Here is a 21108-nt window from a genome sequence, read left to right as displayed (position 1 = left end):
CGCGTCCCAGAGGGGGCCCTGCCAGGACCAGGGAGAACGGGGGCCCTGCCACGCGCGGCGGATCTCGTCAAGGCTTGCCTACGGCTGTCCGGGCAGGACAGCGGGCATCGCCGAACGGCACCGCGTACCCGAACGCCCGTCGGCGCCGTCGGCGCTTCGAACCGAAGGAACAAGATCGTGGACCTCTCCAACCGCACCGTTCTCATCGTCGGCGGCACCTCGGGGATCGGGCGGGAGCTGGCCCGCCGGTTCGCCGCGGCGGGCAGCACGGTGGCCGTCGGCGGCCGCAGCCCCGAGGCACTCGCGGAACTCGCCGCGGAGGGCTTCGGCACCGTCAGCGTCGACGTGACCGACGGCGCCTCCGTGGCCGCCGCCCGCGACGCCGTACTCGCCCGGTTCCCCGAGCTGGACACCGTGGTGACCATGTCGGGCGTCATGCTCCTGGAGGACCTGCGCGACCCCGCGCACTTCGAGGCGGCGGCGACGACGATCGAGACCAACCTGGTGGGCACCATCCGGGTCATCGACGCCTTCACCCCGCACCTGGTCGGCCGCGGCGCCGGCACCATCGTCACCGTCACCTCCGGCATCGCCTTCCTGCCGTTCCCCCCGATGCCCACCTACGCCGCCTCCAAGGCCGCGGTGCACGCCTACTCCGAGTCGCTGCGCGCGCAGCTCGACGGGACCGGCGTCGGCGTCGTCGAACTGGTCCCCCCGGCCGTCGCCACGGCCGGCCAGGAGAAGGTGAACCCGAGCGCGCTGCCGCTCGCCGACTACGCCACCGAGGTCATGGAGCTGCTCTCCCAGGAGCCCACCCCCCGCGAGGTCGTCGTCAAGGCGGCCCTCCGGCTGCGCTGGGCCGAGCGCGACGGCACCTACGACGAGCTGGTCGCGCAGCGCTCCCGGGCCCTGAGCATGCTCCCCGGCCGCGAGGGCTGACACCGCCGCGGACAGCCGACGAGCCGCCGACCCACCACGAAGCGACCGCGCTGGTCGCAGCCGTCACCGAACGGCTGCGACGGGCGCGGTCGCTTCGTTTCCTGGCCACCGCGTCCCGATGACCGACAGGCGATGGGCGACGGCGACGGCGACGGCGACGCGTGATGGGCGATGCATGTGCGTGACGCGCGACGCAGCCGCTGACGCAGACGTCAGACGGTGACGGTCTCTGCCGTCAGCGCGACGACGATGTCATCAACTGATATCAGGCCCCCGCTCCCGGTAGGGCCGCCATGACAGGAAGGCAGGAAGGCGCACACCCGTGCGTCCGGGCGGCTGACACAGATCGTCAACTGATTGATTCTTCCGGGACTGGTCGCCGACCTGCGCGTGCGTAGGGTTTCAAGAGGGCAGCGGCGCGGCGATCGCGCACTCGACGAGCTGCCGCGCCGAGTGTTCAGGCGCATCCATGAGCGAAGGAAGCACACCCTATGCGTGCCCTTGTGGTCAACCACAGCGACGCCGGACCCGTTCGGTTCGAGGACGTCGACGAGCCCGTTCCGGCGGCCGGCGAGACATTGGTGGAGATCCGTCACATCGGCCTCAACTTCGGCGAGTTGAGGTACGCGCAGCAGTGGCCGGAGGGCGCGATACACGGCCACGACGCGTCCGGCGTCGTGGTGCGCGCCGCGGCCGACGGCTCGGGGCCGCGTGAAGGCGCGCGCGTCGCGCTGGGGATGGCCCCCTACGCGTGGGCGGAGCGGGTGGCGGTCGGCTCCGGCTGGCTCGGCACCGTACCCGAGGGCGTGGAGCTGGCCGACGGCGCCGCGCTGGGCGTCGCCGGGGTCACCGCCCTCCGGGTGCTGCGCAAGCGTTCCGTGCTGGGGCGCAAGGTCCTGATCACCGGCGCCAGCGGCGGCGTGGGCCACTTCGCCGTCCAGCTGGCGGCGTTGGCGGGCGCCCGGGTGACGGCGCTCGTCGGTTCGCCGGCCCGGGCCGCCGGACTCCGCGAGCTCGGGGCCGACGAGGTCCTGACCGACCTGGACGAGACCGAGGACCGGTTCGACCTCGTCCTGGACACGGTCGGCGGAGCGCTGACGACCCGGGTGTGGACGTCCCTCGCCGAGGGCGGCACCATCCACCTGGTCGGCCTGACCTCGGGCGAGGACACCACGTTCCCCGCGGGGGCCCTGTTCGGCTTCGGCGAGCCCCGCTCCATCGCCACCTACGGCGACATGACGCCGCCCAGCGCGGAGTTGACCGATCTGCTGGGCCTCGTGGCCGCCGGGAAGCTCTCGGCCCCGGTCGGACGGCGAGGCGACTGGAAGGACGTGGACGACGCCGTCCAGGCGCTGTTCGACCGGAGGGTGCACGGAAAGATCGTTCTCGACGTGTCCTGACCTTCCGGAACCGACGTGTCCTGACGTTCCGGGAGCCGACGTGTCCTGACCTACCGCGAGTCCTGGACGGGAACGGGGACGACGCCCCGCCGTCGAACGCGGGCGTCGTCCCCCGTCGAAGGGGGATGACGTCCCCCCGCCGAACGGGGACGACGTCCCCCCGCCCGGCCCGTCGCGGTCCGCGGCGGTGGACGAGAATGGAGCCATGGACGTGCTCGCGGAAGCCTTGCGTGTGTCCGGGGCGCGAGGGGCGCTCGGGGTCGTGGTGAGGGCCGGAGGGTCCTGGGGCCAGTGGCTGGACTCCTATCCGGGAGCGGCGCTGCACGTGGTGTCCCGCGGCACCATGTGGCTCCACGTCACGGGTGAGAAGCCCCTGGAGGTGCGGGCCGGCGGCGCCGTCCTGCTGTCGCCGGGCACCGCGCACGGGATAGCGGGCAGCTCCAGCGTGACGATGGGCCACTGCGACATGGAGGCCGCGGCCCGGGCCCTCACCGCCGGCACCGCCCTCCAGCTGGGCTCGGCCCCGTCGGGGACGGCGGCGGAGGCCGCGACGGAGACCGAAGTGATCGTCCTGCACTACGAGCAGGACCCGGAGGTGAGTACCCCCGTGCTCACCTCCCTCGCCCGGCCGATGCACGTCGCGGCCGGGGAGAACGCGCAGCTCAGGAGGACCGTCGAACTCCTCACGGCGGAGCTCGCGGAGCCGCAGATCGGCACCACCGCCGCCGTCAACAGCATCGTGGACCTCCTCCTCGTCCAGTTCGTCCGCGCCTGGCTGGCCCGCCACCCGGAGGAGCGGTCCGGCTCGTGGCTGGGCGCGATGCGCGACCCGGTCGTGCGCGACGCCCTGGCCCGCGTCCACGCCCAGCCCGAACGCCCCTGGACCACGGAGACGCTGGCCGCCGCGACGAGCGTGTCCCGGGCGACGCTCTCCCGGCACTTCCGGTCCGCCCTCGGCCAGACGCCCGGCGCGTACGTGACGCAGTGGCGGATCGACCTGGCGTCCGTCCGGCTCCGCGACACCGACGAGCCGGTCGAGTCGATATCCGGCGCGGTCGGATACGCCTCCCCGCACGCGTTCAGCCGCGCCTTCCGCCGCGCCCGGGGCATGGCGCCGGGCGCCTACCGCTCCCGGGTGCGCGGCTGACCGCGGATCCCGCCCGATCCCGCCCGTCCCGCCTGCCGTGCTCGTCCTGCCTGCCGTGCCTGCTGTGCCTGCCCGTGCGCGCCCGTGCGCGCCCTGCCCGCCACCCGCCTCGGCGCGGCTCGGAAAACCGCTGTCCGGGCGTAGGAGGACGGTGGTAGACACCCGGGGTGCAGAAGACTCCTGAATTCCCCGATCTGCTGCGGCTGATCGACGAACGGTCGGCCGCCTTCCGTGCCGCGGTCGCCTCCGCGCCCAGCCTCGACGTGCGGGTGCCGACCTGCCCCGAGTGGACGCTGCTGGATCTCGTGCGGCACATCGGCGAGGGGCGCCGTTCCTGGGCCGCCACCGTCGCCGCCGGGCCCGCCGCCACCTCGCGGATCAGGTCCGCGTCGGACGCCGCCCCGACCGAGGTCGGGGAACGCGACGTCCTGGTGGCGTGGTTGGCCGAGTCGACGCGGGAGATGCTGGACGCGCTGCGGGAGGCCGGCCCGGAGCGCCGGTGCTGGACGTGGTGGGGCCGGTCGCAGTCGCCGCAGACCTCCGGTGCCGTCGCCCGGCACCAGCTCCAGGAGATCGCGGTGCACACCTACGACGCCCAACTCGCCGTGGGCGCACCGCAGCCGGTGCCGGACGAGGTGGCCCTCGACGGGGTCGACGAGTTCCTCTCCACCTGCTGCACGACGACGACCGCCTGGCCGCACAAGCCCGCCGTCGCCGACTTCCACGCCGCCGAGGGCCGCTCCTGGCGCCTCCGACTCTCCGCCGACGGCGCCCGCGTCGCCCACCTCCCCGCACCCGACGCCCTGCCCGGCACCGGCACCGTCGCCGCCGGGGACCTGGACACGCCCGACGTCTCCGCCCGGGGCACGGCCGTCGACCTGCTCCTGGTCATGTACGGCCGCGATGCGCTGGACTCCCTGGAGCTGGACGGCGACCGGGGCATCCTCGACCTGCTCGTGGAGTGGGACCCGGAGTAGAGCGGACGGGACGGCGCCGCTCCCCGGCGGGCCCAGCCCCCGATCAGCCGTCCCCGGGCTCACCCGGCCACAGTCCGTCCTGCTCCACGTCGAACCTCGCGGGGCGACGCACCGCCGCGTCGCCCCCGAGCTTGTGCCGGCAGCCCTCCCCCAGGCCGCGCAGCCGCGCGTCCCTCCCGGTGAGCGGCCGCCCGCACATGCCGCAGCGGACGACCCGCCGCCCCGCGGCGAGTTCCTCGTCGGTGGCGAGACCAGGCAGGGGGGCGTCGGTCGGCGTCATGGAGCCAGTGTGCGCCGACCCGGGGGCTCCGCGCCGCGCGCCGGCCGGCCCGCCGCTACTTCACGACGACGACGGTCGAGCCGTTGACCGTGTTGTTCCAGATCTTCGCGATGTCCGCGCGGGTGCCGCGGACCGCGCCGGTGTGCAGCGACGGGTCCGGCTTGTCGACCTTTCCGTCGACCTGCGCGGAGAACGCCACCCAGGTCTCGGCGGTGTACTCGAAGTACACCACGTGCTCGATCTTCCGGCCGTCGCCGCCGACCATCTGCGCCGGTTGCTTCTTCACGTAGTACGTCCCCGGCTGCGCCGGGACGGTGCCGGGGACGACGGTGAACGTCGACACCGCGCCGTTGTTCGGCGGCACGACCCACACCCGCTGCTGGGAGAGCGAGTAGACCTCGCGCTTGCCGTCGCCGGAGTTCGCGGGCACGGGCGGCGGCGGGGCCTGGGTGTGCGGGTGGGTGGCGGCGGTGTGCTTGGGGGCGGGCGGGGCCGCCGTCGGCTTGCCCGCCGAACCGCTGGCGGAGACGGCGAGGCCGCCCACCACGACCATCGCCCCGACCGTGAGCCCGCTCACCACGGCCCACGCGGGTATCCCCCGGCTCATGCCGCTCACTCTCCGTTCGCAGTCGCGCCCTCACACCCGCTGCCGCCGCACCGCCCCCGGTTCACAGGTGCGGGGCGATCTCCGTGGCCCAGTACGTGAGGATCATGTTCGCTCCCGCCCGGCGGATGGACGTCAGCGTCTCCAGGATCGCACGCTCGCGGTCGATCCAGCCGTTGGCGGCGGCGGCCTCGACCATCGCGTACTCGCCGGAGATCTGGTACGCGGCCACCGGCACGTCGACGGCGTCGGCGACCTTGCTGAGCACGTCCAGGTAGGGCAGCGCGGGCTTGACCATGACCATGTCGGCGCCCTCGGCGAGGTCCAGCGCGAGCTCGCGCATCGACTCGCGGAGGTTGGCCGGGTCCTGCTGGTAGGTCTTGCGGTCGCCCTTGAGGGAGGAGTTGACCGCCTCGCGGAAGGGGCCGTAGAAGGCGGAGGCGTACTTCGCGGTGTAGGCGAGGATCGCCACGTCCTGGCGGCCGATCTCGTCGAGCGCGTCCCGGATGACGCCGACCTGGCCGTCCATCATGCCCGACGGGCCCACCACGTGGACGCCCGCGTCGGCCTGGACCCGCGCCATCTCGGCGTAGCGCTCCAGGGTGGCGTCGTTGTCCACCCGGCCCTGGTCGTCCAGGACGCCGCAGTGGCCGTGGTCGGTGTTCTCGTCCAGGCACAGGTCCGACATGACGACGAGGGCGTCGCCGACCTCGGAGACGACGTCGCGGATGCCCTGCTGGAGGATGCCGTCCGGGTCGGTGCCGGCACTGCCGACCGCGTCCTTGTGCTCGGGCACGCCGAAGAGCATCAGGCCGCCGACGCCGGCCTCGGCCGCCTCCACGGCGGCCTTGCGGAGGGAGTCCCGGGTGTGCTGGAAGACACCCGGCATCGAGCCGATCGCGACGGGCTCGGAGATGCCCTCGCGCACGAACACCGGGAGGATCAGCTCCGCGGGGTCGAGGCGGGTCTCGGCGACGAGGCGACGCATCGCGGGGGTGGTGCGCAGGCGCCGTGGGCGCGCGCCCGGGAATTCGCCGTACCGGCCGGTCATGGGGTGCGCCCTCCTGTGGGATGTCGCGGGACGATTCCACGGTACGCCCGGCTGAGCAGTGCTTTTCCCGACGGTACGTCGGTGCGCGGAGAGCCCGCACCTTCGAAAAGGGCCAACTCCTTCCCGGCGCCCTCTCGTCGGCTCCAGCGGGGCTGTTCCCGCGGCTCTCCGGCTCCTCTCTCGGCTCCCCGGCTCCCCGGTCCGGGCGCCCGGACCGGGGAGCCGCGGGGAACGCGTCAGGCGCTCGGGGAGGGGGAGGCGCTGGGCTCGGGGCCGCCGCCGGGGGCGTCCTCTCCGTCGTTGGTGGCCGAGGGGTCGACGCCCATGGTGATGTAGCCGACGACGCCGTGCCCGATGTGCCGGTGGTCGTAGACGAGCCGCAGCAGCCCGCCCGGCGTACCCGTCTGCGGGTAGATCGAGTCCTGGTCGAGGGTGACCCGGGTGACGGTGTTCGCCGAGTACGGGGCGACGGCGGCGCTCGCCAGCACCGCCGCCTCCTCGAAGTAGAACTGGCCGGTGTGGCAGGTGTGCCCGCCGGTGTAGCCCTCCGAGGTGCGGGTGCCGCCCGTGTGGACCTTCGTGTGCACGTGGACGGCGCGGCCGCTGTACCAGCCGGGGAGGACCGTCCGGAAGGTGACGAAGCCCTCGTGGTCGGTCATCTGGATGCCGCGCAGCCACGTGAGGTCGTCGGTCGGCGTGACGTGGCCCCCGCCCCCGCCGCCCGGCGGCGGACCGGTCGGCGGGTCGGTGGGCGGGGTGCCCGTGGGCTGGCCGGTGGGCGGGGTTCCGGTGGGCGGGCCGCCGCCGTTGCCGTTGCCGGTCTGGGTGTAGCCGGAGTAGACGCCGGAGGCGTCGCAGTGCCAGATCTCGACGGCCGAGTTCCGGATGGGGCGGCCCGTGGTGGCGTCCAGGGCGCGCAGCACCAGCAGCAGCGGGATGCCGGTGCGGTCCTCGACGACGTTCTTCCGGAAGAGCTCGTAGTCGATGTAGTAGGGGCCCTCGATCTGCTCGGTGGTCAGCCGCATCCGCGCGCTGTCGGCCGCGGCGGCGGCCCTCGCGGCGCTGAGCGTGTCGGAACCCGGGGAGCCGGACGAGCGGGACGAGCCGCCCTCTGCGGCGTGCGCGGCGGTGCCGATCCCGGTGAGGGCCACGGCACCGGCGCCGCCGAGCGCGAGCATGCGGCGACGCGGGACGAGACGGGAGACGGCCGCGTTGTCGGGCTCGTCCTGAGGTGTGTTCGTCATGCGCGGGACGCTAGGGGCGCGTGCTGTGAGAGTGATGTGAACCACCCGTCAGTTGCCCGTCAGCCCACGGTCCTCTCCCCCGGCCGCCCGGCCGCCCGGCCGGCGCCCGTCCGCACCGCCCGTCGGCGCGCACCCTCCCCGTCGGCGGCGCGCACGGCCCCCGCCGACGACGAGACGGCGGCTCCCCGGGATGGGGGAGCCGCCGTCTCGCGTGCCAGGAGCCGTGCCAGGAGCCGTGCCCGGGGCCGGGCGGGCGTCAGACGCGGCGCCGACGGGCGCCGGGGCGGCGCTCGCTGGGCCGGGTGACGGGGTCGCCCGCGGCCTCCGCCGCCTCGCGGCGGGCCTGCCCGAAGTCGGCCAGCGCCTGCGCCAGCGCGTGCACGGACGGCTCCGGCGACATGACGTCGACGCGCAGCCCGTGCTCCTCCGCCGTCTTCGCCGTCGCCGGGCCGATGCAGGCGATCACCGTCACGTTGTGCGGCTTGCCCGCGATCCCGACCAGGTTCCGGACGGTCGACGAGGAGGTGAAGAGCACCGCGTCGAAGCCGCCGCCCTTGATCGCCTCACGGGTCTCCGCCGGCGGCGGCGACGCGCGCACCGTCCTGTAGGCGGTGACGTCGTCGACCTCCCAGCCCAGCTCGACCAGGCCGGCCACCAGCGTCTCGGTGGCGATGTCGGCGCGCGGCAGGAACACCCGGTCGATCGGGTCGAAGACCGGGTCGTACGGCGGCCAGTCCTCCAGCAGCCCGGCCGCGGACTGCTCGCCGCTGGGCACCAGGTCCGGCTTCACACCGAACTCGACCAGCGCCCGCGAGGTCTGCTCGCCGACCGCGGCGACCTTGATCCCGGCGAACGCCCGCGCGTCCAGGCCGTACTCCTCGAACTTCTCCCGCACCGCCTTGACCGCGTTCACCGAGGTGAAGGCGATCCACTCGTACCGGCCGGTGACCAGGCCCTTGACCGCCCGCTCCATCTGCTGCGGGGTACGCGGCGGCTCGACGGCGATGGTCGGCACCTCGTGCGGCACCGCGCCGTAGGAGCGCAGCTGGTCCGAGAGCGACGCCGCCTGCTCCTTGGTACGCGGCACCAGCACCCGCCACCCGAAGAGCTGCTTCGTCTCGAACCACGACAGGTGCTCGCGCTGCGTGGTGCGCTCGCCGACGACGGCTATCGCCGCGATCGGGCCCTCGGGCGTCGGCAGCGCCTTGGTGGCCTTCAGCTCCGCGCCGATCGTGGCCAGCGTGGCGCTCCAGGTGCGCTGCCGGGTCGTCGTACCGGCCACCGTGACGGTGAGCGCGGTGTCGGGCTTGCGCCCGTTCGAGACCAGCTCGCCGGCCACGGCGGCGACGGTCTGCAGCGTGGTGGCGACGACCAGCGTGGAGTCGCTGCCAGCGGCCTCGTTCCAGCACCGGCCGCCGGCGGTGGCCGCGTCCACGTACCGGACGTCGCCGCTGAGCGGGACGCCGGCGTACGCGGGCACGCCCAGGGCGGCGGAGACGCCCGGCACCACCTCGAAGGGGATGCCCGCGTGGGCGCAGGCGAGCATCTCCTCGGCGGCGCCGGCGTCCAGGACGGGGTCGCCGGACACCGCACGCACCACCCGCTTGCCGGTCCGCGCGGACGCCATGACAAGCTGTGAGGCAGCAGCGACGAGGTCCAACGCCTCGGCGTCTGCGGTGGGTTCGGCCGTGCCCACGTCAGCGCGGGCATGCCTGCGGACGACGTCGAGCACCTGGCTGTCGCCGACCAGGACATCGGCGAGGCCCAGTGCCTCGACGGCCCGCAGGGTCAGCAGTCCGGGATCGCCGGGGCCTGCCCCGAGGAAGGTGACGTGGCCGGCGGCGGCTCCTGCCGCGGTGCCGGCGGGTTCGGTCGTTGCGACGGCGGCGGGGTTCAAAGTGTGTGCTCCCCCATAAGACCGGCCGCACCCTTGGCGAGCATCGACGCGGCGAGTTCGCGGCCCAGGGCTCGCGCCTCGTCGTCCGACGCCGGTACGGGACCGGTGGTGGACATCTGCACCAGCGAGGTGCCGTCGGTCGTGCCGACGACGCCGCGCAGGCGCAGCTCGGAAGTCTGCCCGTCGGCCATCAGGTCGGCCAGCGCCCCCACAGGGGCGGAGCAGCCGGCCTCAAGGGCGGCGAGCAGGGATCGCTCAGCGGTCACGGCGGCCCGGGTGAACGGGTCGTCCAGCTCGGCGAGCTGCGCGGCCAACTCCGGGTCGGAGCCGGCGCATTCCACGGCAAGTGCCCCCTGACCAGGGGCGGGCAGGCACACGTCGGCGTCGATCAGCTCGCTCGCCTCGGTGAGCCGGCCGATGCGCTGGAGCCCTGCGGCGGCCAGCACGACCGCGTCGAGCGTGCCCGACGTAACGTACCCGATCCGCGTGTCAACGTTGCCACGGATCGGCACGGTCTCGATGTGCAGATCGTGTGCCCGTGCCCACGCGTTCAGCTGCGCCATCCGGCGCGGCGAGCCGGTGCCGACCTTCGCACCGGCCGGCAGCTCCGCGAAGCGCAGCCCGTCGCGCGCCACGAGGGCGTCACGCGGGTCGGCCCGCGGTGGGATCGCGGCCAGCACCAGCCCCTCGGGGGCTGCCGTCGGCAGGTCCTTCAGGCTGTGCACGGCCAGGTCGATCTCGCCGGCCAGCAGGGCGTCGCGCAGCGCGGAGACGAACACGCCGGTGCCGCCGATCCGCGCCAGCGCCTCCCGGGAGACGTCGCCGAACGTGGTGATCTCCACCAGCTCGACGTCGCGCCCGGTGACCTCGCGCACCATCTCGGCCACCATCCCGGACTGCGCCATGGCCAGTTGGCTACGGCGGGTGCCCAGGCGCAGGGGCCCGCGTGCGGTGTCGTTTCGGCTGGGGGTGGTCATGCCCGCTCTCGATTCGCTTGTGCTGCGGGCGGCGTGGCGCCCGCGGAGTCCGCCCGGCTGACGGCGGCGACCGCCTGCGGGTCGAGGTCGAAGAGTTCCCGCAGCGCGTCGGCGTACCCGGCCCCGCCGGGCTCGCCGGCCAGCTGCTTGACCCGCACGGTGGGGGCGTGCAGGAGCTTGTCGACGACCCGCCGCACGGTCTGCGTGACCTCCGCGCGCTGCTTGTCGTCCAGGTCCGGAAGCCTACCGTCGAGCCGGGCGAGTTCGCCCGCCACGACATCGGCGGCCATCGCCCGCAGCGCCACCACGGTGGGGGTGATCCGGGCCGCCCGCTGGGCCGCGCCGAACGCCGCCACCTCCTCGGTGACGATCGCCCGCACCCGGTCCACGTCGGCGGCCATCGGCGCGTCGGCGGAGGCCGCGGCCAGCGCCTCGATGTCCACGAAGTGCACGCCCGCGAGCTGGTGCACCTCCGCGTCCACGTCGCGCGGCATCGCCAGGTCCAGCACCGCCAGCGGCGTCCGCGGCCGGCGCTGCGCCCGGCGCGCCACGGCGGCGCGCACGTCCTCGACGCCGAGCACCAGGCCGGTGGCGCCCGTGCAGGACACCACCAGGTCGGCCTCGGGAAGCTCCTTGGCGACGTCGTCCATGGTGATCGCGCGGGCGTCGGCGCCCAGTTCGGCCAGTGAGGCGGCGAGCCGCTCGGCCCGCGCCACCGTCCGGTTGGCGATGACCAGCTCGCGCACCCCGGCACGGGCCAGCGTCGCCGCGGCCAGCGAGGACATGGAACCGGCGCCCACCACCAGCGCGCGGCGGCCGGCCGGCGGGCCGGACACCGGAGTGAACTGGTCGAGACCGAACGTGACCAGCGACTGCCCGGCCCGGTCGATGCCGGTCTCCGAGTGCGCCCGCTTGCCGACCCGCAGGGCCTGCTGGAAGAGGTCGTTGAGCAGCCGCCCGGCGGTGTGCAGCTCCTGGCCGAGCGCCAGCGCGTCCTTGATCTGCCCGAGGATCTGGCCCTCGCCGACCACCATCGAGTCCAGCCCGCACGCCACCGTCAGCAGATGGTGCACGGCGCGGTCCTCGTAGTGGACGTACAGGTGCGGGGTCAGCTCCTCCAGGGACGAACCGCCGTACTCGGCCAGCAGCGTGGACAGTTCGGCGACGCCCGCGTGGAACTTGTCCACGTCGGCGTACAGCTCTATGCGGTTGCAGGTCGCCAGCACCACGGCCTCGGAGGCCGGCTCGGCGGCCAGCGCCGCCTGGAGCAGCTTGGCCCGGGCCGGCTCCGGCACGGCGGCGCGCTCCAGCACGCTCACCGGGGCGGTGCGGTGGCTCAGCCCGACGACGAGAAGGCTCATGCCGGCATCACGGCGGCCACGTCGCCGCCCGGGTCCTGGCGCTCCTCGCCGGCCTTCCGCTGCTCGTGGAAGGCAAGGATCTGGAGCTCGATGGAGAGGTCGACCTTGCGCACGTCCACGCCGTCGGGCACCGACAGGACGGTGGGCGCGAAGTTGAGGATGGAGGTGACACCGGCGGCGACCAGCCGGTCGGTGACCTCCTGCGCGGCACCGGCGGGGGTGGCGATCACGCCGATCGAGACGTGGTTGTCCCGGACGATCGCTTCCAGCTCGTCGATGTGCCGCACCGGCAGGCCCGCCACGAGGCGGCCGGCCAGCGCCGTGTCGGCGTCCAGGAGCGCGGCGATGCGGAAGCCGCGCGAGGCGAAGCCGCCGTAGTTGGCCAGCGCGGCGCCCAGGTTGCCGATACCGACGATGACGACCGGCCAGTCCTGGGTGAGCCCCAGTTCCCGGCTGATCTGGTACACGAGGTACTCCACGTCGTAACCGACACCTCGGGTGCCGTAGGAGCCGAGGTAGGAGAAGTCCTTGCGGAGCTTCGCGGAGTTCACCCCCGCGGCTGCCGCCAGCTCCTCGGAGGAGACGGTGGGCACCGAGCGCTCGGAGAGCGCCGTCAGTGCCCGCAGGTACAGCGGAAGCCGGGCGACGGTGGCTTCGGGAATTCCTCGGCTACGGGTCGCCGGTCTGTGTGATCGGCCAGTTGCCACGGTGCTCCTGCGGGTAGAGCTGGGCTGAGGGCGACCACGGTCCTTGGAGCCGCCCCGTGGACGCCAGGCTATGTCTTTGTGAACGCGTGCACAAAGATGGTGTCCGATTTGCCCGGCGGAAGTGATGGGCATCACGCGCGCCTCTTACGGGCGTCCGGCACGCTTCCGCGTTCCGGTTCGTTCCCCCCGGCGCAGTCGGCCGGCCCAACAAAGGCCTGGTTGCGGCCACTTCCGCCACCACCAGCGCGGACGCCGCCGCAGGCGGACGCGCGCGGACCGCCGCAGGCCCCGGAACGCGCTCCGGTGCGCGTGCCGGCGGGGGCGTTGACGGGGGCGTTGACGGTGGGGTCGGCGGGTGCGTTGACGGACGCGTTGACGAACGTGTCGACGGACGTGTCGACGGACGTGTCGACGTCGGCGCCGGAGGTCGCGGACCTGGCAGCCGAGGACACGAGGGGGCGGCGCACCCACAGCGCGTTCACGTCGACGCTCGCGGTGACGTCCGCGGCGACGTCCGCGGTGACGTCCGCCTCCAGGCCCGCGCCCGGGTGCGGGTGCGGTTCCGAGTCCGAGTCCGAGTCCGGTTCCGGATGGGTCCGGCCGGGCAACTCGGGCCCGCGCAGCGCGGCGGCGGCGGTCAGCAGCTCGGACAGCCCCGGCACGCGCGGCGCGTAGCGGCGGAGCAGGACGGCGGTGGCCCGGGCGTCACCGAGCGCGGTGTGCGGGTTCCAGTCGGTCAGCCCGGCGGCGGCCGCGCAGGCGGCGAGGGAGAGGCCGTCGGCGGGCTGGCCGCCGACCCCGGCGGCCAACCGCATCGTGCACAGCTCCGGCACCGGCGGCAGCGCCACGCCCAGCCGCGCGAACTCGGCCACCAGGAACGCCCGGTCGCAGCCGACGTTGTGGCCCACCAGGACCCGGCCGTCCAGCAGCCGCAGCAGGGAGACGGCGATCCCGGAGAAGAGCGGCGCACCGGCCAGCTGCCCGGGCTCGATGCCGTGGATGTGGGTGGGGCCGACCGGCCCCTGCGGGTCGACCAGCGTCGCGAACTCGCCCTCCGGACGCAGCTGCGCGTCGAGCAGCACGACCGCCAGCTCCACCACCCGGTGCCGCCGCGAGGACGATCCGGACGTCTCCAGGTCCACGACGGCATAGCCGTACCCAGCCTGGCTCCGCCCGGGTAGCACGCGCCCACTCTCCTCACACACGCCCCCGGGTGACAAATCGCCCTCGATGGTACTTGATGGTGGGCGAATGCAACGAATGCAGCGAACCCGCCGAAGGCGGCGCAGGTGGTGCGGGAGTGAGCAGCCGGCTCGGGAGCCGCAGGAAATCCCAGAAGCCGCAGGAGGCACAGGAGGCGCAGAAGCCGCAGGCCCGGCAGGGAGGCGCAGGAGCCGCAGGCGCGGGAGAGCGCGGAGAGCACGGGCAGCGCGACCGCCCGGCCGCCGGTTCGGGGGCGGCACGTGGCGGCGGGGGCGGCGGGGACGGCTGCGGGGGGCGGAGACGAAACGGAACGGGGCGGGACCGGGCCGGGCCGGGCGGCCCGGGAAGGTCTCAGCCGGTGAGGGCGGCGCGCAGCCGCTTCTCGTCCACCCGCCAGAACGTGTGCTGCTCGCCGTCGACGAGGACCACCGGAATCTGCTCCCAGTACCGGTCGTACAGCTCGGTGTCCTGGGTGATGTCGAGTTCGGCCACGGCCGCGCCGGTCTCCGCGGCCACCTTCGTGACCACCGTGCGCGCGTCGTCGCACAGGTGGCAGCCGGGCTTGCCGATGAGGGTGACGGTCCGGGCGCCGGACGCGCCCGCGGAGGTGGTCGACGCGGTGTCCATCGAGGTGTCCATGCATGCCATTAGACGCCAACGGGCGGCGTCGGACCGTATCGGATGCCATCGGCCGGGATCAGGCGGCGCCCGAAGGCACCGGGGCCGCCGCGGCCCCTCCCGAGGCCGTCCCCGTACCGTCACGGTGCCTGCCGTTCACGCGTCCGCGTCCTGCTCGAAGCGGGTTCGACCCTCACGGTGGCTATGCTCGCAGACATGGCCGCTCTGAGATGGCTCACTCCTCGCAGGCAGTCCCCGACCGAGCGCAGCGTGCTGGCCGGGGAGGCCGCCGCGGAGGCCGCGCTGGCAGCGGACCGGAGCAGCGCCCGGGCCGACGCCCCGGAGGACCTCGCGCACGCCGAGCAGGCCGAGCAGGCCCGGCGCCCCGAAGGCCGCGAGCGCCCCGCCGGGCCCGAGGCCGCGGAGAGCGCCGCGGGTCTCCACGGCGCCGACGCCACGGGCGAGTTCCCGGTCGCCGCCGACCCGCGCGCCGCCGCCTTCTTCGACCTCGACAACACCGTGATGCAGGGCGCCGCCCTCTTCCACTTCGGACGCGGCCTGTACAAGCGGAAGTTCTTCGACAAGCGCGACCTGCTCCGGTTCGCCTGGCAGCAGGCGTACTTCCGGATGGCCGGCAACGAGGACCCCGAGCACATGCGCGACGCCCGCGACAGCGCGCTGTCGATCGTGAAGGGGCACCGCGTCGAGGAGCTGACGGGGATCGGCGAGGAGATCTACGACGAGTACATGGCCGGCAAGATCTGGCCCGGCACCCGCGCGCTGGCCCAGGCGCACCTGGCCGCCGGCCAGCGGGTCTGGCTGGTGACCGCCGCCCCCGTCGAGACCGCCGCGATCATCGCCCGCCGCCTCGGGCTGACCGGCGCGCTCGGCACCGTCGCGGAGTCCGTGGACGGTGTCTACACCGGGCGGTTGGTCGGCGAACCGCTGCACGGCCCGGCCAAGGCCGAGGCGGTACGGGCACTCGCCATGGCGGAGGACCTGGACCTGTCGCGCTGCGCCGCCTACAGCGACTCCGCCAACGACATCCCGATGCTCTCGCTGGTCGGCCACCCCTACGCGATCAACCCCGACGCCGCGCTGCGCCGGCACGCGCGGGCCGAGGGCTGGCGGCTGCGCGACTACCGCACCGGCCGCAAGGCCGCCCGCGTCGGCATCCCGGCCGCCGTGGGCGTCGGAGCGGTCACCGGCGGCGTCCTGGCCGCACTGGCCATCCGCCGCCGCAACTCCGCCTGAACGGCGCCCGACCCGGGACCTGGACCGGCACCTGGATCGACACCTGACCCGGCGCCCGACCCGGCATCCGGACCGGGGCGCGGGGCGGACGCGGTTCGCGTACGGGCCGGGCGCGGGTGGGGGCGGGCGGCACCGCGCGTACCGACCCGCCCGGCTGCCCGTGGGCCCGCCGACCGCCCGTGAACGCACCGGCCGCCGAGGTCCACGCGCCCGGCCGCCCGTCGCCGTCCGCCGCCGTCCGCCGCCGTCCGCCGCCGTCCGCCGCCGACCGCTCGGCCCCCGTCCTGGCCCACCCCTGGCCCCTTGTCCGGCCCCGTCCGGCCCGTCGCGGCGCGCCCGGCGGGGCCCCGGCCTCCACGCGCACAACACGCCCCGCGCACGACCATTTCACGACGCCAATCGGTCAACTCCAGCCGTGTGTTCGATAATTGAGCGATCCTTATTCCGCACAGGAAATGCCGTAAACGGCGATTTACGCAACTCGGTGTAGCGTCGCCTGTACGAAGCGTTATTCTCCTCAGACGCAATCCGGTACCGACACGTCGCCACGACGGGTGAACGGTCCCGTACTGCACGTGATGGAAGTTCTGCCTCTGGGAGTCCCGTGTACCCACACGACGGGGTTGTCGCCTACGGCCTGGCTGCGCTGCGCACACTGGTCGCCGACCAGCTCTCGCGCACCGTCCCCGCGTACGCCGTGCCCGCCCTCGCCACGTCAGGTCCCGCTGTCCCCGGGTCCGCCTATGCCCTGGCCGAAATCGGCACCGCCACCGGCAGACGCTCCCGCGGCAGCCAGCAGCCCGCCCGGGTCCCCCAGGCCGGCGCCGAGCGGGGAACCCACGCCCGCCGGCCCGCCTCGGACACCGACAGCGGCCGGATGATGGACCTGGTGGAGGCCGCCCAGCGCGGCGAGACGGAGGCGTTCGGCCGGCTCTACGACCACTACAGCGACACCGTCTACCGGTACATCTACTACCGGGTCTGCTCCCGCGCCACGGCCGAGGACCTGACCAGCGAGACGTTCCTGCGGGCGCTGCGCCGGATCGGCACCTTCACCTGGCAGGGCCGCGACTTCGGCGCCTGGCTGGTCACGATCGCCCGCAACCTGGTCGCCGACCACTTCAAGTCGAGCCGGTTCCGCCTTGAGGTGACCACCGGGGAGATGCTCGACGCCAACGAGGTCGAACGCAGCCCCGAGGACTCCGTCCTGGAGCAGCTCTCCAACGAGGCCCTGCTGACGGCGGTGCGCAAGCTCAACCCGCAGCAGCAGGAGTGCGTCACCCTGCGCTTCCTCCAGGGCCTGTCGGTCGCCGAGACCGCCCGCGTCATGGGCAAGAACGAGGGTGCCATCAAGACACTCCAGTACCGGGCCGTCCGCACCCTGGCCAGGCTGCTGCCGGAAGACGCCAGGTGACCCGGCCGTGGCGCGCGCGCTGCCCGATCATCAGACCCGCGTAACCCAACCGGCCCGCCACTCGTTGCATCACGTGCAGACACTTCTGTGCCGTGCGCCGCTCACCCCCTTTCACCCGGACGGGTGGAAGGGGACCTGCTGGGCAACCTTCGGGGCGGCACGGGGAGTCGAGTGTGGATGACGAGAGGAGGTGCCGCCGGTGATCGGACAGGCGACGGCACACCGCCGGGCGAACTCCTTCGCCCTGGCGATCGAGGACGCCGGGCTCGACGGCGGCGTCCACGGGGAGATCGCGGACGCTTTTGCCAGCGGGACCGACAGCCCGGACGGCACTGACGCCGGAAGCACCGGGAGTACCGGACACACCGGGAGTCCCGGCTCCGGGGTCGGCTCCGCCGCCGGCCATCCCGGCCCCTCCCACGCCGCCGACCGGCACGCCGCCCCCGAGCAGGCCGCCATGGTGGCCCTCGCCGGCGCCATCAGCGGCCGGCCCCGCCCGGTCATGGACCCCGAGCACAAAGCGGTCCAGCGCGCCCAGCTGATCGCCGCCATGGAGCAGGCCATCGCGGACGGCAGCTTCCGCGCCACCACCCGGGTGCCCGAGCAGCGCGGCGGCAGCCCGGTCGTCGGCCTGCGCCGCCTCACGCCCCGCTCCCGGCTCACCCGGCGGCTCGCGGTGGGCGGCCTGACCATGGGCGTGGCCGCGGGCGCCTTCGGCGGGGTCGCCGCCGCCAGCACCAACGCCCTGCCCGGCGACAGCCTCTACGGCCTCAAGCGCGGCATGGAGGACCTGAAGCTGGACATGGCCGGCTCCGACTCCTCCCGCGGCAAGGTCTACCTCGACCTCGCCGGCACCCGCATGCAGGAGGCCCGTCGGCTGATGGACCGCGGCCGCGGCGGCCAGCTGGACCCGGAGTCCCTCGGAGAGGTCCGCAAGGCCCTCAACGGCATGCAGCAGGAGGCCGTCGAAGGCCACCGGCTGCTCAGCGCCGCCTACCGCAAGGACGGCTCCCTGGAGCCGATGGAGACCCTCAACGACTTCGCGCAGTCCCACCGCCAGGGCTGGGCCGACCTGCGCCAGAAGCTGCCCACCCAGCTCACCGACGTCTCCGAGCAGGTCTCCTCGGTCTTCGACGCCATAGACGCAGAGGTCGCTCCGCTGGCCCTGCCGCAGAAGGACCACAGCGGCTCCACCGGCAGCCGTGGCACCGCCACCGGCGCCCCGGGACGTTCCACCAGGTCCCCCGGCGGCAGCCCGTCCCAGTCGGCCACCGGCACCCCGTCCGAAGGCCAGGCCACGCCCAGCGGCAGCCCGAGCCCGTCCGCCTCCAGCAGCGCCACCTCCGGCCTGATCGGCGGCGACAGCGGTCTCCTCCCGTCCCTGCCGACCCCCAGCCAGCCCGGCACCCCCAGCACCAGCGCGACCCCCGAGCAGCACTCGGTCGAGCTGCCCCCGCTCCTCCCCGGCCTCCTCCCCGGCCTCGGCCTGACCTCCGACGAGGACAACAGCTGACCCACCCGCGGCCCGGGCCCCACCCCCGGCCCGCACCCACCGGCGGGGTGGGGCCCGGCACACGCCGAGCCCCACCCCGCCGGCCTGCTTGGGACCGCCTACGCCCGGCGCTCTCGCAAGCCCCCAGCCGCGGGGCGAAGTTCCGCCGTATGCACATTTGCGTTGGAGCGCGCTCCAACTCCTAGGTTCGCAGCATGCGGTACATCAAACTCGGAACAACCGGACTGCAGGTCTCCGCCATCGCCCTCGGCTGCATGAGCTTCGGCGAACCGGACCGGGGCGGCGAGCCCTGGTCGCTGGGCGCGGACGCCAGCCGGGACATCATCAAGCAGGCCCTTGAGGGCGGCGTCAACTTCCTCGACACGGCCAACGGTTACAGCGCCGGAAGCAGCGAGGAGATCGTCGGCCAGGCGATCAAGGACTTCACCCGGCGCGAGGAGGTCGTCCTCTCCACCAAGGTCTGGATGCGGATGCGCCCCGGCCCGAACGGCGCCGGGCTGTCCCGCAAGGCGATCTTCGCCGAGCTCGACGCCTCCCTGAAGCGCCTGGGGACCGACTACATCGACCTGTACCAGATCCACCGCTGGGACTACGACACTCCGATCGAGGAGACCCTCGAAGCGCTGCACGACGCGGTCAAGTCCGGGAAGGTCCGCTACATCGGAGCCTCTTCCATGTACGCCTGGCAGTTCGCCAAGGCCCTGTACCTGGCCGACCTGAACGGCTGGACCCGGTTCGTGTCGATGCAGGACCACTACAACCTCATCCACCGGGAAGCAGAGCGGGAGATGCTCCCCCTCTGCGCCGACCAGGGCATCGGCGTGATCCCGTGGAGCCCCCTGGCGCGGGGCAGGCTGACGCGGGTCCAGGACACCGCCACGGCGCGGGCCGGGACCGACCCGGGCGGCAAGATCCTCTACCGCGACGAGGACCAGGCGGTGGCCGAGCGCGTCCACGAGATCGCGGGCAAGCGGGGCCTGTCCCCGGCCCAGGTCGCCCTGGCCTGGGTCATGCGCAACCCGGCGGTCACCTCGCCCATCGTCGGGGTCACCAAGCCGGCCCAGCTGGCCGACGCGATCGCCGCGGTGGACGTCGAACTCGACGACGCCGAGGCCGCCTACCTGGAGGAGCCCTACCAGCCGCACGGGGTCGCCTACCTGGAGGAGTCCTTCTACACGTCGCTTCCTACGGCCGGCTCCCGGTAGTCCGGGCTACCACCAGGCCCTCGATGAGCCCTTGGCCTCGGCCTTCACCTCCCTGCTACGGGCCCGTCACCGCTTGCGGGCAGGTCGCGCGCAACCGCATGGTCTGCGCGCGACCCGCCAACACGGCAAGCAGCGCACAACGGACAACCTCCCACGCGAGCGTGAGGGACATCCCCGCGCACGCGGGGAGCAGCGCCGGCCCGAGAGCGCCCGCGTGGCTCGGAAGGGACCATCCCCGCGTGCGCGGGGAGCAGTGGTGCCACGCCTGGTCAGTTGACTGCACTGACTCGGAGACCGGCTCGACTCGGTGGCGCCGGTTCTGGAGCATCTGGGCATGTCGTTGTCGCATGAGGTCTCCCGTGTTCATCGGGATCTGATGGATGGTCGAGTACGGCTGACAGGCGTCGGGGCGGTGGTCGCGGGTGCGTCGGTGTCGTTGCCGTGGGTGGTAGTGGACGCTGCGGGTCGGGAGGTCGAGCCGGTCAGCGCGTATCTGCGGGATCGGTTGCTCGGGGATGTGAGTCCGTTGACATGTCGGAGCTACGCCTTCGATCTGCTGCGCTGGTTCCGGGTACTGTGGACGGTCGACGTCGGGTGGGAACAGGCCACCGAGGCCGAGGCCGCGGCGATGGTCGGCTGGTTGAGGTCGGCCCGGAACCCGCAGCGGCAGCGCCACCGCGAGGGCGGTCACCCGCCGGGGTCGGTGAACCCGACGACCGGCAAGCGGGTCCTCTCGGCCGGATACGCGCCGGCGACCACCGCGCACGGCCTCTCGGTGGTGCACGGGTTCTACGCCTTCCACCTGCACTTCGGACGCGGGCCGGGTGATCAGGAGCGCAGAGACGAGCAGGGCCCCGGAGTGCAGGGCCTGATCGGCCAAGTACATCCCGTTGAGCCCGGCCGCCCTCAGCTCGGCGAAGGCCGGCGAGCCGGTGTGCTGCAACAGCCAGCGCACCGGCCAACGCCGGTCCAGCACCGCATGGGTGGCCGCCGACCACATGAACCCGGCGGTCAGCCCCGTCACGGACAGCGGCAGCGGCAGCGGCAGCGGCAGCGGGATGAACAGCCACACCAGGGCAAGAAGCGCGGCCATGACCAGGTGGTACTGGCCGACGTGGGCCAGACACGCGGCCCAACCCCGGCGCGGACTCGCACCGGCAGCGACATCCTCCGCCGTCGGCGCCCCCTTGTTCGCCGCCTGGTGATCACTCTGGCCGAAGACGTGGTCCGCGACGTTGTGACCGACCGCCAGCACGGCCCAAGTCGAGCCGAACGTCGCCAGCGTCGCGAGCTGCTCGAACGTCATCACCGAGCGCC

The 21108-nt window shown here is 73.7% G+C and carries 19 protein-coding genes; 8 read left to right on the top strand and 11 right to left on the bottom strand.

Going from position 1 to position 21108, the window contains the following annotated elements:
* Positions 1-177 precede the first annotated feature (177 nt).
* From BS72_RS19085 to BS72_RS19070, 4 genes are all read left to right on the top strand, one after another.
* Entirely contained in the window at positions 178-939 is a 762-nt protein-coding gene (locus BS72_RS19085; RefSeq protein ID WP_037912115.1) for an SDR family oxidoreductase, read from the top strand.
* 491 nt (positions 940-1430) lie between these two features.
* A complete protein-coding gene (locus BS72_RS19080; RefSeq protein WP_037912114.1) occupies positions 1431-2339 on the top strand; it encodes a zinc-binding dehydrogenase in 909 nt (302 codons plus the stop codon).
* A 205-nt stretch (positions 2340-2544) separates the two neighbouring features.
* On the top strand, positions 2545-3486 hold the full coding sequence (locus BS72_RS19075; RefSeq protein WP_037912113.1) for an AraC family transcriptional regulator: 942 nt from the start codon (positions 2545-2547) through the stop codon (positions 3484-3486).
* A gap of 167 nt (positions 3487-3653) precedes the next feature.
* Positions 3654-4463: a maleylpyruvate isomerase family mycothiol-dependent enzyme gene (locus tag BS72_RS19070; RefSeq protein ID WP_037912112.1), complete on the top strand. Its 810-nt coding sequence runs from the start codon at positions 3654-3656 to the stop codon at positions 4461-4463.
* Positions 4464-4506: 43 nt separating this feature from the next.
* Here BS72_RS19070 and BS72_RS19065 read toward each other — a convergent pair whose 3' ends face one another.
* The 10 genes from BS72_RS19065 to BS72_RS19020 all read right to left on the bottom strand — a co-directional run bounded on the left by BS72_RS19065 (position 4507) and on the right by BS72_RS19020 (position 14426).
* Positions 4507-4743, bottom strand: coding sequence for a DUF6011 domain-containing protein (locus tag BS72_RS19065; protein ID WP_051951259.1), 237 nt, complete (start codon positions 4741-4743; stop codon positions 4507-4509).
* 55 nt (positions 4744-4798) lie between these two features.
* Complete coding sequence (locus tag BS72_RS36610; RefSeq protein ID WP_037912110.1) at positions 4799-5350, bottom strand: hypothetical protein; 552 nt, start codon at positions 5348-5350, stop codon at positions 4799-4801.
* A gap of 61 nt (positions 5351-5411) precedes the next feature.
* Positions 5412-6398, bottom strand: a complete 987-nt coding sequence (gene hemB / locus BS72_RS19055; RefSeq protein ID WP_037912109.1) for a porphobilinogen synthase — start codon at positions 6396-6398, stop codon at positions 5412-5414.
* Between the two features lie 236 nt (positions 6399-6634).
* Positions 6635-7642, bottom strand: coding sequence for a dioxygenase family protein (locus BS72_RS19050; RefSeq protein WP_037912108.1), 1008 nt, complete (start codon positions 7640-7642; stop codon positions 6635-6637).
* Between the two features lie 256 nt (positions 7643-7898).
* Positions 7899-9539, bottom strand: a complete 1641-nt coding sequence (locus tag BS72_RS19045) for a bifunctional uroporphyrinogen-III C-methyltransferase/uroporphyrinogen-III synthase (RefSeq protein WP_037912107.1) — start codon at positions 9537-9539, stop codon at positions 7899-7901.
* On the bottom strand, positions 9536-10516 hold the full coding sequence (gene hemC, locus BS72_RS19040) for a hydroxymethylbilane synthase (protein WP_037912106.1): 981 nt from the start codon (positions 10514-10516) through the stop codon (positions 9536-9538). The genes BS72_RS19045 and hemC overlap by 4 nt, the downstream gene beginning before the upstream one ends.
* Positions 10513-11877 (bottom strand): glutamyl-tRNA reductase, encoded by a 1365-nt coding sequence (locus BS72_RS19035; protein ID WP_051951257.1) that lies wholly within the window; start codon positions 11875-11877, stop codon positions 10513-10515. The genes hemC and BS72_RS19035 overlap by 4 nt, the downstream gene beginning before the upstream one ends.
* Positions 11874-12584 (bottom strand): redox-sensing transcriptional repressor Rex, encoded by a 711-nt coding sequence (locus tag BS72_RS19030; protein WP_037912105.1) that lies wholly within the window; start codon positions 12582-12584, stop codon positions 11874-11876. Before BS72_RS19030 ends, BS72_RS19035 begins: the two co-directional genes overlap by 4 nt.
* Before the next feature lie 131 nt (positions 12585-12715).
* On the bottom strand, positions 12716-13768 hold the full coding sequence (locus BS72_RS38475; protein WP_232792465.1) for a 3'-5' exonuclease: 1053 nt from the start codon (positions 13766-13768) through the stop codon (positions 12716-12718).
* Between the two features lie 370 nt (positions 13769-14138).
* On the bottom strand, positions 14139-14426 hold the full coding sequence (locus BS72_RS19020; protein WP_232792464.1) for a glutaredoxin family protein: 288 nt from the start codon (positions 14424-14426) through the stop codon (positions 14139-14141).
* A 195-nt stretch (positions 14427-14621) separates the two neighbouring features.
* Here BS72_RS19020 and BS72_RS19015 point away from each other — a divergent pair, with 195 nt between their 5' ends.
* From BS72_RS19015 to BS72_RS19000, 4 genes are all read left to right on the top strand, one after another.
* Positions 14622-15659: an HAD family hydrolase gene (locus BS72_RS19015; protein WP_078901468.1), complete on the top strand. Its 1038-nt coding sequence runs from the start codon at positions 14622-14624 to the stop codon at positions 15657-15659.
* Positions 15660-16263: 604 nt separating this feature from the next.
* Positions 16264-17073 carry an ECF subfamily RNA polymerase sigma factor, BldN family gene (locus BS72_RS19010; protein ID WP_037912104.1) on the top strand — a complete coding sequence of 270 codons (810 nt, stop codon included), beginning with the start codon at positions 16264-16266 and terminating at the stop codon, positions 17071-17073.
* 199 nt (positions 17074-17272) lie between these two features.
* Complete coding sequence (locus BS72_RS19005; protein WP_037912101.1) at positions 17273-18586, top strand: DUF5667 domain-containing protein; 1314 nt, start codon at positions 17273-17275, stop codon at positions 18584-18586.
* Between the two features lie 194 nt (positions 18587-18780).
* On the top strand, positions 18781-19791 hold the full coding sequence (locus BS72_RS19000; RefSeq protein WP_037912099.1) for an aldo/keto reductase: 1011 nt from the start codon (positions 18781-18783) through the stop codon (positions 19789-19791).
* Positions 19792-19846: 55 nt separating this feature from the next.
* Here the strand turns inward: BS72_RS19000 and BS72_RS37360 are convergent, their stop codons facing one another.
* Positions 19847-21097 carry a hypothetical protein gene (locus BS72_RS37360; protein WP_198545925.1) on the bottom strand — a complete coding sequence of 417 codons (1251 nt, stop codon included), beginning with the start codon at positions 21095-21097 and terminating at the stop codon, positions 19847-19849.
* Positions 21098-21108 lie beyond the last annotated feature (11 nt).

The sequence above is a fragment of the Actinacidiphila yeochonensis CN732 genome, assembly GCF_000745345.1.
Classification (GTDB): Bacteria; Actinomycetota; Actinomycetes; order Streptomycetales; family Streptomycetaceae; genus Actinacidiphila; species Actinacidiphila yeochonensis.
This window is presented reverse-complemented; position numbering and strand designations above follow the sequence as displayed.

Coding starts and splice junctions, on each gene's coding strand:
- BS72_RS19080 (WP_037912114.1), top strand. CDS start 1,431: ATGCGTGCCCTTGTGGTCAACCACAGCGACGCCGGACCCGTTCGGTTC.
- BS72_RS19075 (WP_037912113.1), top strand. CDS start 2,545: ATGGACGTGCTCGCGGAAGCCTTGCGTGTGTCCGGGGCGCGAGGGGCG.
- BS72_RS19065 (WP_051951259.1), bottom strand. CDS start 4,743: ATGACGCCGACCGACGCCCCCCTGCCTGGTCTCGCCACCGACGAGGAA.
- BS72_RS36610 (WP_037912110.1), bottom strand. CDS start 5,350: ATGAGCCGGGGGATACCCGCGTGGGCCGTGGTGAGCGGGCTCACGGTC.
- hemB (WP_037912109.1), bottom strand. CDS start 6,398: ATGACCGGCCGGTACGGCGAATTCCCGGGCGCGCGCCCACGGCGCCTG.
- BS72_RS19050 (WP_037912108.1), bottom strand. CDS start 7,642: ATGACGAACACACCTCAGGACGAGCCCGACAACGCGGCCGTCTCCCGT.
- hemC (WP_037912106.1), bottom strand. CDS start 10,516: ATGACCACCCCCAGCCGAAACGACACCGCACGCGGGCCCCTGCGCCTG.
- BS72_RS19035 (WP_051951257.1), bottom strand. CDS start 11,877: ATGAGCCTTCTCGTCGTCGGGCTGAGCCACCGCACCGCCCCGGTGAGC.
- BS72_RS19020 (WP_232792464.1), bottom strand. CDS start 14,426: ATGGACACCTCGATGGACACCGCGTCGACCACCTCCGCGGGCGCGTCC.
- BS72_RS19015 (WP_078901468.1), top strand. CDS start 14,622: ATGGCCGCTCTGAGATGGCTCACTCCTCGCAGGCAGTCCCCGACCGAG.
- BS72_RS19000 (WP_037912099.1), top strand. CDS start 18,781: ATGCGGTACATCAAACTCGGAACAACCGGACTGCAGGTCTCCGCCATC.
- BS72_RS37360 (WP_198545925.1), bottom strand. CDS start 21,097: ATGACGTTCGAGCAGCTCGCGACGCTGGCGACGTTCGGCTCGACTTGG.